The following is a 12,285-nucleotide window of genomic DNA, read 5'->3' on the forward strand; positions in this document are numbered from 1 at the left end:
TAGACAGTTTAATTTATTAAAGGTCAATCTATTGATACTTCCTGTGTGTCAGAGTCAATTAATAAAAAATTAATTAGTCTTTTACTTCACATTGTTACCGGACCTTTGCAACTATAAACAAATCTTTTACATTATTCAATATTTTGAACTTGCTCTCTAATTTTTTCAAGATTATTTTTAATTTCAACAACTTGTTTAGAAATATCTAACGAGTTTGCTTTAGAACCAATCGTATTCACTTCTCGATTCATTTCTTGTACGATGAAATCTAATTTTCGTCCAATTGATTCTTTTATTTGTAAAGTTTCATTAAACAATTCTAAATGACTAGTTAGTCGAACTAATTCTTCAGATATGTCACATCGATCTGCAAAGAGCATAATTTCTGTTAATAATCTTTGCTCATCAACCGCTGTTAATTCAACTTCCGCTAATTTAGATTGAAGTTTTTCACGATATGATTTCAAAACAAGAGGAGAATGCACAGTAATCTGTTTTTTACATTCTTCAATCGCGGTTAATCTTTCTATTAAATCTTTTTTAAGTTGTCCACCTTCTTTGCACTTAGCATCAAAAAATTGCTGACATGCATTTTCAGTGGTCGTTAATAATAATTCTTCAAAATTATAATTGATTTGTTCTACTTCACTTACTGTAGTAACTTCAGGTAGCTTTAATAAATCGATTGGATTATAAAAAGATTTATTTTGCTCTTCACCTGAAAGATTTTCAATCGCTTTTTTATATTGTTGAATTAAGCCTTCATCTATTTGTAATGTACGTTGTAATAAGCCCTCAATTGTAACAAAAACCTCAACACGACCTCGACTAGTATACCCAGCTACAATTTTCTTAATTGCATCTTCATATGCTAATAATTGCCTCGGTATTCGAACGATTGTCTCTAAGTATCGATGATTCACTGCTTTCATTTCAATATGTATTTTGTACTGTTCATTTGACAAAATGGCTTTACCATACCCTGTCATACTTACGACCATTGTTCCACTTCCAATACACTAATTTTCTCTCTAGTTTATTTCCCAAATTTCATTCAATATGTAAAAGAGAAAAGGTAATAGAGCATACCTCTACTACCTTAAGGAATTATAACATATTTTAATTTGGTTATCCATTTTGTTCGTAAATTATTTTTTCTTTGTAAATAATGCTCCTGCAAGCATAAAAGTTGGAATTGATGAAAGACCTCCAATTAAGAACCAATCTCTTGGCACGATCGGAATCGTTTTGAAAATAGGTTGTAATGGTGGGTAGTAAATAACAACAAGCATTAATAGCATTGAAACGATAACAGCACCAATTAAATATAAATTTCCAAATATATTTCGATGGAAAATCGAACGTTCACTTCTACAATCAAATACATGAATTAATTGAGCTAAAACTAATGTGGAGAATGCTACCGTTTGTGCGTATTCTAATTGATTCGGATGTTGATTATAGGAAATAATGAAGGCTAATAGTGTGACAAATCCAATTAAAAACCCTCTTGAAATAATTTTCCATCCTAATCCTCTTGCAAAAATACCTTCTGTTAATGAGCGAGGACTTCTTTTCATTACATCATCTTCAGCCGAATCAACACCTAATGCCATTGCAGGTAAACCATCAGTCACTAGATTTACCCATAGAATTTGTACTGGAACAAGAGGTAGCGGTAAAGCTAATAACATTGCAAACAACATAACTAAAATTTCACCAACATTTGAAGCTAATAAATAACGAATAAATTTACGAATATTACTATAAATATTGCGACCTTCTTTAATTGCAGATTTGATCGTAGCAAAATTATCATCAAGTAATACTAAGGATGAAGCTTCCTTTGCTACATCTGTACCAGTAATCCCCATTGAAATTCCAATATCCGCCGCTTTAATTGCTGGTGCATCATTTACGCCATCACCAGTCATTGCTACAATATGTCCATTCGCTTGAAGTGCTTTAACAATTTTTAATTTATGTTCAGGTGAAACTCGGGCAAATACCGCAGTATCTTCAACAAATTCCTGAATCTGCTCTACAGAAAGTGCATCTAATTCTTTTCCTTCTACTACTCTACCGTTATCTCTTAAGATTCCTAGTTTTCTAGCAATACTTGAAGCTGTTAACTTATGATCCCCAGTAATCATAACCGTCCTAATACCAGCTTCTTTGCATTCTTGAACAGCTTGTGCAACTTCTGCTCTTGGTGGGTCAATCATCCCTTGTAAGCCAATAAAAGTTAAATTGCTTTCGAGATCCCTTTCATCAATGACCGAATTTGGTTTTAATGGTTTAAAAGCAATCGCAATCGTACGAAGTGCATTATTTGCATAAGTTTCGATTGTACTTTCCACTGAGTTTTGTCTAAACGTATTTAATTGTTCTTCTCTTTCATGCCATAAAATTGTATTACATTTTGAAAGTAAGACGTCTGGTGCACCCTTGGTAATTACAAATTGTTCACCTGATCGATTTTTTACAACGACCGACATCATTTTCCGTGTACTATCAAAAGGAAGCTCATGTATTCTAGTAAAATTTGAATTTACGTATTCTCGGTCGATCCCAGCTTTATAACCTGCAACAACAATCGCACCTTCAGTAGGATCACCATCTAGTACGATTTCTTTTTTCTTTTGAATTAATTGTGCATCACTACAAATAGATCCGAATACAAGTGTTTGAAATAATTGTTTATTTAAAGTTGGATTAATGGTTCGCTCTTTATTCGTAAATTCTCCATCGATTGCATATCCATTTCCAGATACTTCATAACTAGATCCGCCCGACCAAATATTTGTAACAGTCATTTTATTTTCTGTCATAGTCCCTGTTTTATCTGAACAAATGACTGAAGCACAACCTAGTGTTTCAACCGCTTGAAGCTTTCGAACGATCGCTTTCTTTTTAATCATCCGTTGCACACCAAGTGATAAAGCAACCGTTACAATTGCTGGCAAGCCTTCTGGAATCGCAGCAACTGCAAGTGACACACCTGCTAAAAACATATGATATAATTCATTTCCTTGATAAACACCGATAAATACAACTAAAGCTGTTAAAAATAATGCTAGAACAATTAATATTTTACCTAATTGTTCTAATCGTCTTTGTAAAGGTGTCACAATAGTTTCTGTATTTTGAAGTAAATTCGCAATTTGCCCCATTGCTGTTTTCATTCCTGTCGAAACAACAACACCTTTACCATTTCCACGCGTAACGAGTGTTCCCATAAAGCCCATATTATCTTGATCACCAATACCAATCTCATCGGCCTGAATTGATTCAAATCTTTTTTGAACCGGAACAGATTCACCTGTTAGCGCTGATTCTTCTATGTATAAACTTGATGCTTCGATTATGCGAATATCAGCACCAATCCGATCGCCACTTGAAAACTTAATAATATCCCCAACAACTAAGTCTCTTGAAGGTAGCTTAACAAACTGCCCATCACGCAAAACATTTACTTGTGGAGCAGCCAATTCTTTCAAAGCTTCTAATGATCTCTCTGCCTTAGCTTCTTGAAAATATCCTAAAATCCCGTTAATTAATACAATTGCCATAATCGCAACTGCATCTACTACTTCCTTTAAAAAGATTGATATAATTGTTGCACCTAATAGAACAAATACCATAAAATCATTAAACTGATTTAAAAATAAAACGAGTTTGGAAGTTTTCTCTGATTCCCTTAATTCATTTGCCCCAAAAGTTGCACGCCTTGTCTTTACCTCCTCATCAGTTAAACCGGAGGAAACATTTGTATTCGTTACTTGCACGACTTCTTCCGCTCTCATCCGATAAAAATTCATACCCGCGTTCACCCCTAATTAAACATTAGGTAAGTTGTCCCCCTTACCTCTCATAAAAGCATATTCAGACTCGTCCAAATAAATGATATAATGATGAAAATAAATCTAGCTTTTAGCCAACTAGAACTGTGACAAGACCAATCAAGATATTGTATGATTGAATTCCCTGAGAAATTTCTTGATTGTTTATTTAATGGTTATGAGTCAGTTTATGAAATATGTTGGTTTGAGAAATATATTGAATGTAATTTCTTTAATAGATATTAAGTCATAAATTAATTAAAATTTAAAAAATAAAAATAGTGTTTTATAGAGTAGGACGTGATACATATGTCTTTTGACGGACTTTTTACAGGAGCTATGACAAACGAAGTAGCTTCTAAACTAACAACTGGAAGAATATCAAAAATTGTACAACCAAGTAACTATGAAGTACTACTTACCATAAGAGCAAATGGTGCCAATTACAAACTAATATTAAGTGCTCACCCTAGTTACGCAAGATTCCATTTTACAAATCAAAACTACGATACCCCATCAGAACCATCAATGTTTACAATGCTTTTAAGAAAACATTTAAATGGTGGGATCATTGAAAGCATTACACAGTTAGAACACGAGCGAATTGTTAACATTAAAGTTCGTAGTAGAAATGAAATTGGTGATGAACAATACCGAACATTAATCATTGAATTAATGGGTAGGCATAGTAATATCCTTTTAATTGATGAAGAAAGACAAGTAATATTAGATAGTATAAAGCATGTACCGATGGCTGTTAATCGTCATCGAATTGTACAACCCGGTGCTACTTATATTTCTCCTCCTAATCAAGAAAAACATGATCCATTTCAAGTCACTTCTAAAGAGGAGTTTAATCAATTTATTACTCAAAGTGATCAATCACCATCGGAAGCAATTGTTCAACATTTCTCCGGAATCTCTCCATTACTTGCAAATGAAATTGTCTATAATGGAAAAGAAGATGTGTATAATTCGTTTAAAACAATCATGAATGAAATACAATTAAAAAGGTTTACTCCTTCACTTTTCCGCTTAGAATCGAGAGAAATGTTTTATTTCATAAATTTATCTCACTTACAAGCCGAACAAACTGTTTTCGCTAGCTTAAGTGAGCTTTTAGATGTTTATTACTTTGGTAAAGCTGAACGTGACCGTGTAAAACAACAAAGCGGAGATTTAGAAAAACTGTTACAAAATGAACTTACAAAAAACAAGAAAAAAATTAAAAAGTTACACAAAAGTCTTGAAGATACTGATAAAGCAGATAAAATTCAGTTACAAGGCGAATTGCTTACTGCAAATATGTTTGCACTACAAAAAGGTATGAAAGAAATTGAAGTAATTAATTACTATGACGAAAATGGTGCCACAGTTGTCATACCGTTATCGCCATTAAAAACACCTTCTGAAAATGCACAAGCTTATTTCACCAAATATACAAAGCTTAAAAATTCAGTAGCGCATATTGAAGAACAAATTAAATTAACGAAAGAAGAGAATGATTATTTAGAGACAGTTATTCAGCAAATCGAGTCTGCTTCACCACGTGATTTAGAAGAAATAAGAGAAGAGCTTGTGGAGACGGGTTATATTAGAAAGAAAAAAGCGAAAAAAGCCCAAAAGTCTAACAAACAAAAAGTTACATTAGATGAATACATCTCTACTACTGGTGAACAATTATTAGTCGGTAAAAATAATAAACAAAATGATTATTTAACAAATAAACTTGCGAGTAGAGACGAGCTTTGGTTTCATACAAAAGATATCCCGGGCTCACATGTTGTCATTCGTGCTAAGGATCCTAGTGAAATTGCGATTAAAGAAGCAGCCATTATCGCTGCATATTTTAGTAAAGCACGTCAATCAAGCTCGGTTCCAGTGGATTACACGGAAATTCGCCATGTTAAAAAACCAAATGGTTCCAAACCAGGTTTTGTCATATACGAACAAAACAATACGGTTTATGTAACACCTGATGAAGAACTTGTTTTAAAATTGAAGAAATAAACAAATGGTGCCTATAAAAAGGCACCATTTTTCATGCTGTTGAAAAAAGAATTTGTCAATTAAATTGTTGGATTGTTCATTGATAAGTAAGTTGTGTCATATTGATTTCCACTACAGGGTGCTCGCTTTCCATGGGGCGCGACCTGAGCCTCCTCGGCTCCGCCTGTGGGGTCTCAGCCTTCCCGCTTCTCCCATAGGAGTCGAGCACCCTTTCGTTCCAATCAAGTTCTTTATAAAAAAGAATACTCTTAAAAACAATAGAATAGTCAATTGAACGAATGAATTATCCTTTATTAATCAATTTGTAACTTATGATGATGTCTTACACATCTTTACAAATATTGATCGTCAAAAAAGAAGAAATTTTAATTTTTGCGTTAGTTAAAACATTTATATATCAACCAAAATCACTTGTTTATCAATAAGATGACAGATAAAACAATAATAAATAGACTATTTTTTCAAAGAAATTCATTTAATGTTGTATTTTTCAATTTTGACTACTTTCAACACTCTAGCAAATGTTGTCTATAAAAAGGCACCATTTTTACTAATATACATAACCTACTGAGCTAAACTACTTTACTTTTTCATTTTTACTACTTAGTAATGATCCTAAAAATAGTACAAGTCCTACGCAAAATCCAAAAATTAAATTCGAGAAAATCTCATCTTCTCTTATATATTTTATGATTAAATAAAAAGCAAAAAATAGCATCGTAATGACGCCGAAATACTTTAATACATCCCTTATTTTTACCATTTATACACAATCTCCCCTCTCACATTAATAGAAAAAAGTTTTCAAAAAGATTGACTACTATTATTCGATAATAATCAATATTAGTCCTGTATTTAAAAATAATAAAAAAAAGATAAGCTAAATCTAGCTTATCTCTTATCTTTCATTTTGTAAGTAGCTTAACGCCTGTTTTGTCTTCTCAATATATTCTATGTCATTATTTGAACACATAAATTTGACATTTGTTTGACCAGTTTCATTTAATTGGCCATTTTCTCCAAGTAGTTGCATTAATCTTTTTACTGTACCATTACTTCCATCAACAATTTGAACATCTTCAGGTAAAATCTTTTTTAAGATGTTTTTATAAAATGGATAATGAGTACAACCTAAAACAATTGTTCCATATTGCTCAATATTAAATAATGAAAGTTTACTTTTAAAATAATCAATCATAAAATTTTCATCAAAATTTAATTCCTCACAATAATGAACAAGCTCAGGTAAAGGCAATGAGTCTACAATACTTAGATCGTCCACCCTAGATATAAGCTCATTATATTTTGTTTGCTTTAACGTAAGTGGAGTCGCAAAAACCAATACTCTCTTCCCAGTTGTTCTGTTCATTTCAACAGCTGGTTTTACAGCCGGTTCCATACCGATAATCGGGAAATCATACATTTCTCTCAATTCATTTACTGCAATACTAGTCGCAGTATTACATGCAATTACAAGTGCTTTTACATCTTCTTTAATAATCATTTCAACAGACTTTTTTACAAATGCACTTACTTCTTCCTTCGACTTTGTACCATAAGGAACGTGAAGAGTATCAGCAAAATATAAAAAATCTTCATTTGGTAATTTTTTCAGTGCCTCATTTAAGACAGTTAACCCACCAATTCCAGAGTCAAAAAAAGCTATTCTCATTTCAATTCACCTAATAATTTTAATTTAATGAAGTCATTTGTGAAAGTGTCAACAAGTCATAACATTACTCAACAGGGACAAACTTTTACAAATATATAATACTAAATTAACCTAATTATGGATGAAAGTAAACTTTTCAGAAAATAGTTAAATCGTGAATTGATTATTCGCAATTCTTGTCAAGCTTGCTAAACCTATATTTCACACTATTCCATAAACATTCAAAATGCTTGCGGTGGATTATTTTTAAAAATGAAAAGCTTCTCATTTCGTGTTTACGACTTGTGGGAACAATCTAATTCACTTAGTTGCTTGTAGCCCTCCTGTCACCTATTCCTAAATTAATGATTTTAATATTGTTGAATTAGAAACAATATTTTATATAATATTGTTAATGAACCAACGGGTGGGAGGATTGACCATGAACAAAGAAGAACAGCTTATAATGGGTTTCAGGGACGTATTTAACAAGATGGTTTGGCTTAATAAGTTTAAGATGGAAGAAGCTCTTAAGGGGTATCAATCTTCTGAAGTACATTGTATCGAATACATTGGGAAAAATGTAGATTCCAACGTGACCAAACTCGCTGATTCCTTATATATGACAAGAGGTGCCATTACTAAAATAACGAAGAAGCTTATAAATAAAGAACTGATCGAAAGCTACCAGAAACCGGATAATAAGAAAGAAATCTATTTTAGGCTTACTGAGAAAGGAAAAGTAATAGACCATATCCATGAAGATCTACATAAAAAGTTTCGAGAACGAGATCAAGCTGTTTTTGATCAAATAACCGAAGAACAATTCGATAGTATGCTAAACTTCGTGAACAATTATTGTAATCATTTAGATGCAGAAATAAAAAAACAAGGTATCGATATCGATAGTAAACCGGAATAAATTTGAATAGTAAAGATAATCCACATGCAGCCCAACTCTACCAGAGAGTGGGCTGCTTTTTTATTTCAATATTATTGTTGACAAGGAAACAAAACCCTCGTACGATAAATATGTTTCCAAGGAATCAAAATTACCGTTTTTGAGAGGAGAATTTTATTGTTCAAATTTAGATCACATAAAGTACAGAAACCGGAACAAACCATAGATAAAAAGGCTTTCCTTTTCGGTCTTATGTCCGTCTTTCTTTGCGGAATAGGCTTCAGTATCATAACACCTGTCGTACCATACTTAGTACAGCCTTATATAAGCAATCCAGGAGATCAAGCCATTGTTGTTACGTTGTTAACTTCTGTTTATGCAATATGTGTGTTTTTTGCAGCTCCTGGACTTGGAGCATTAGGCGACCGATATGGCCGTCGTCCAATACTTTTAGTATCCCTTTTAGGTTCCGCTATCGGCTACTTAGTTTTTGGCATAGGAGGAGCTCTATGGGTCCTTTTTGCTGGTCGTATAATAGAAGGGATTACTGGCGGGAGCATAAGCACAATCTTCGCATATTTTGCAGACATCACTCCTAATGACCAACGAACCAAATACTTCGGGTGGGTAAGTGCCGTTGCAGGTGTAGGCGCCGCCATTGGACCTACTCTAGGTGGATTACTTGCCAAGTTTGGTTATTCAGTACCCATGTATTTTGGAGCAATCATAACTTTACTAAATTTTGTTTTTGGAATCTTATATATGCCAGAGAGCCTTGATATGAATAACAGACTGAAAAAGATTACCTATTTCAGACTGAATCCATTCACCCAGCTTGTAAACATACTTTCCATTAAAAACTTAAAATGGCTACTCATCTCAGCGTTCCTACTTTGGATACCGAACGGATCATTACAGGCAGTTTTTTCACAATTTACAATCGATACGTTCAATTGGGAGCCTGCACTTATTGGGCTAATGTTCTCAATTATGGGTGTCCAGGACATCATTTCACAAGGTTTTATCATGCCAAAGCTTTTAATTAAATTTAGTGATTCACAAATAGCAAGTCTTGGTATGGTTTCAGAAATTATAGGCTACTGTCTTATTGCTGCATCGGCTTTGTTCTCATACTATCCACTACTTATCGTCGGAATGTTTATATTTGGGTTTGGTGATTCAATCTTCGGACCATCATTCAATGGGATGGTTTCCAAGACTGTTGATCCTAGTGAACAAGGTAGAATTCAAGGAGGTAGCCAATCTATTCAGGCTTTAGCAAGAATAATCGGGCCGATTATAGGAGGTCAAATCTATGTATCACTTGGTCATGCCGCACCCGCTTTTATGGGTATGCTCCTTATAGCAGTAGCAACATCAGTACTGAATAAGGGTAGGCTTATAAATTGATAGAACTACCTTTTTCGAATATATAATGATTGAACACTTCTAAACATCACCTTTATACGGCGGTCTTTGGAGGATACCGCCGTTTTTTCCCATTCTATCCCTAATGATATGGATTAGTAAGAATTATCTTGATCAATCAAAAATATGCTTCAATCCGACATAATTTATTTTATAATGAAGTACATGGTTCATAGATCAAATACAAGGTGGTTAGTTAAATGAAAGAAGAATTACTTAAAATTTTTGATGAATCTGGTAATCATATAGGAGAAGCCTCTCGAAGTGAAGTACATAAAAAGGGATTATGGCACGAAACATTTCATTGCTGGTTACTTAGTATAGTAGAAGACCAAGCTTCAATCTATTTTCAAATCCGTAGTCATCAAAAAAAGGATTATCCGAATTTATTTGATATTACTGCTGCTGGTCATTTATTATCTACTGAAACAGTTCAAGATGGATTAAGAGAAGTAAAAGAAGAACTTGGAATAGAAGTAAAAATGGAAGATGTAATCCCTCTTGGTATCATTAAAAATTCAATCATTTTAGAAACGATTAATGATCATGAATTGAGTCATGTTTTTTTACTAAAAAGCGATAAACCTTTTACTGATTTCAACCTACAAAAAGAAGAAGTTTCAGGGATAGTGAAAGCTGATTTTAATCAATTTTATCAATTCGCACATGGATTAAGAGATTCCGTTGAAGTTGATGGTTTTCAAATTACTGAAACAGAAGAAAAAATTCCAATTCAAAAATCAGTTGATAAAAATCAGTTTGTTTCACACGAAAGTAATTATCTTTTAGATGTTGTTGAATTAATAAAAAAACACATACATAGTGAATTCTAATTTTAAGAGCCCTTAATTTGTAAAGGGCTCTTAGTTGTTTCTAAATTTTTTTTGAATTTCACTAAACGCAAACAATAATTTTAACCTAATGGATTCTCACCAAATCTTGCCCATAATTTAGGAAACATCGCTTCTAAACCATCAGAATCTTCTTCATCCCAATCAAATTCGATCTCGTTTGCAGGCTTCAGACCTTTTTGATCTAGTTTTTCTAACAGCTCATCATAACTTTCATCGTCCCACTCATGATCGCCTGTTTTTAATAACGTATAAACATCTTGTCCTACACCTAATAATTCTTCGTTTTGAGGATAGCCTTCTTCATCAAGATTTTCATCATTTATGTAACTTGCCAAAAACTCATGATTTTCCATTACTTTATGATAAATTTCTTCACCTTGACCAATAAGCCACCCTCTAAAATAATCAAATGTATCATCTGAACACCCACCCATTATTATATACACAGTAGCCCATAATCTTGATTGATAACTCTCATTCATTAAACCTTGAAAATGCAAGTCGAAATCCACTATTTCATTTAAATTTTTTTTACTTAAAACCTCAAATAACCATTCAGCTTGATTTTCATTACTTTTAGACTCTTCAATTAAACTCCAAAACTCTTTTCTATTCACGGATTATTCCCCCTAATTCAAGTTAACAAAAAAGTAGTCAATATTGAAAAATACAAACCTTAAATGAATTTCTATGAAAAAATAGTCTATTTATTATTGTTTTATCTGTCATCTTATTGATAAACAAGTGATTTTGGTTGATATATAATTGTTTTACCTAACTTACAAAAATTAAAGTATCTTCTTTTTTGACGATCAATATTTGTAAAGATGTATAAGTCGTCATCATAAGTTACAATTTGGATAATATAGGATAATTCGTTCGTTCAATTGACTATTCTATGGTTTTTAAGATTATTATATTTTTATAAAGAACTTGATTGGAACGGAAGGATGCTCGACTCCTATGGGAAATGCGGGAAGGCTAAAGACCCCACAGGCGGCGCCGAGGAGGCTCAAGAATCTCGCCCCATGGAAAGCGAGCACCCTGTAGTGGAAATCAATATGACACAACTTACTTATCAATGATCATTCCAACAATTCAATTGACAAATTCTTTTTTCAACAGCATGTTAAAAACCCTAAATTATTAGGGTTTTTAAGTTATTCAATATTTTTACTAAAAGAATAAGATAGCTTTTTATACTCCATTTTATGTTCATAAAAACGATGCGCATTAATTCTTTGGACACCGGATTGAAGTGTTACTAATTGACATCCATTTCTTTTTCCAAAATCAGAAATAAAATCTAGTAATTTCTTACCGTATCCATTTGAACGTTTACTTTCATCCGTCACTAAATCGTAAACAAATACATGTCTACCATTATAGAAATTGGTTAATATACTAATTCCAGCGACTGCAACCGTCACTCCTTGATCTTCTAACCCAAAGAATTGATATCCTTGTTTTTGCATTTCTTCGTACAAATTAAAAAATGACTCTTCATTTAAGTGGGTACGAAGTTGTTTTAATACTTCAAAGCCTTTTCTTAACTCTTCTTTTGTTTCGTAAAGTTTTATTGAAATATTAGTCATTCTT

General features: G+C 32.8%; 10 protein-coding genes. 4 read left to right on the forward strand and 6 right to left on the reverse strand.

The genetic code is table 11. From position 1 onward, the window contains the following. Positions 1-131 precede the first annotated feature (131 nt). Together EP747_RS07060 and EP747_RS07065 are read right to left on the reverse strand one after the other, a co-directional pair. The gene (locus tag EP747_RS07060; protein WP_129689169.1) at positions 132-1,001 is read right to left on the reverse strand and encodes a YicC/YloC family endoribonuclease; all 870 of its coding nucleotides are present in this window, start codon (positions 999-1,001) and stop codon (positions 132-134) included. A gap of 147 nt (positions 1,002-1,148) precedes the next feature. Continuing rightward, complete coding sequence (locus EP747_RS07065) at positions 1,149-3,821, reverse strand: calcium-translocating P-type ATPase, SERCA-type (protein WP_129689170.1); 2,673 nt, start codon at positions 3,819-3,821, stop codon at positions 1,149-1,151. A gap of 330 nt (positions 3,822-4,151) precedes the next feature. On the opposite strand from EP747_RS07065, the gene EP747_RS07070 reads away from it, so the two are divergent. Then, positions 4,152-5,852 (forward strand): Rqc2 family fibronectin-binding protein, encoded by a 1,701-nt coding sequence (locus tag EP747_RS07070; protein ID WP_129689171.1) that lies wholly within the window; start codon positions 4,152-4,154, stop codon positions 5,850-5,852. 577 nt (positions 5,853-6,429) lie between these two features. On the opposite strand, the gene EP747_RS07080 is transcribed toward EP747_RS07070, so the two are convergent. Together EP747_RS07080 and murI are read right to left on the reverse strand one after the other, a co-directional pair. Beyond that, a complete protein-coding gene (locus EP747_RS07080; RefSeq protein WP_129689172.1) occupies positions 6,430-6,615 on the reverse strand; it encodes a hypothetical protein in 186 nt (61 codons plus the stop codon). Between the two features lie 135 nt (positions 6,616-6,750). Further along, on the reverse strand, positions 6,751-7,524 hold the full coding sequence (gene murI, locus EP747_RS07085) for a glutamate racemase (protein ID WP_129689173.1): 774 nt from the start codon (positions 7,522-7,524) through the stop codon (positions 6,751-6,753). A 421-nt stretch (positions 7,525-7,945) separates the two neighbouring features. Between murI and EP747_RS07090 the strand changes: the two genes are divergently transcribed. From EP747_RS07090 to EP747_RS07100, 3 genes are all read left to right on the forward strand, one after another. Beyond that, the gene (locus tag EP747_RS07090; RefSeq protein WP_129689547.1) at positions 7,946-8,425 is read left to right on the forward strand and encodes a MarR family transcriptional regulator; all 480 of its coding nucleotides are present in this window, start codon (positions 7,946-7,948) and stop codon (positions 8,423-8,425) included. 156 nt (positions 8,426-8,581) lie between these two features. Then, positions 8,582-9,814, forward strand: coding sequence for an MFS transporter (locus tag EP747_RS07095; protein ID WP_129689174.1), 1,233 nt, complete (start codon positions 8,582-8,584; stop codon positions 9,812-9,814). Between the two features lie 218 nt (positions 9,815-10,032). After that, entirely contained in the window at positions 10,033-10,665 is a 633-nt protein-coding gene (locus tag EP747_RS07100; protein WP_129689175.1) for an NUDIX hydrolase, read from the forward strand. Between the two features lie 80 nt (positions 10,666-10,745). Here the strand turns inward: EP747_RS07100 and EP747_RS07105 are convergent, their stop codons facing one another. After that, on the reverse strand, positions 10,746-11,303 hold the full coding sequence (locus tag EP747_RS07105) for a DUF4240 domain-containing protein (RefSeq protein WP_129689176.1): 558 nt from the start codon (positions 11,301-11,303) through the stop codon (positions 10,746-10,748). 543 nt (positions 11,304-11,846) lie between these two features. Next, positions 11,847-12,281, reverse strand: a complete 435-nt coding sequence (locus tag EP747_RS07110; RefSeq protein WP_129689177.1) for a GNAT family N-acetyltransferase — start codon at positions 12,279-12,281, stop codon at positions 11,847-11,849. Positions 12,282-12,285: the final 4 nt, after the last annotated feature.

The organism is Gottfriedia acidiceleris, assembly GCF_004138285.1.
GTDB lineage: Bacteria > Bacillota > Bacilli > Bacillales > Bacillaceae_G > Gottfriedia > Gottfriedia acidiceleris_A.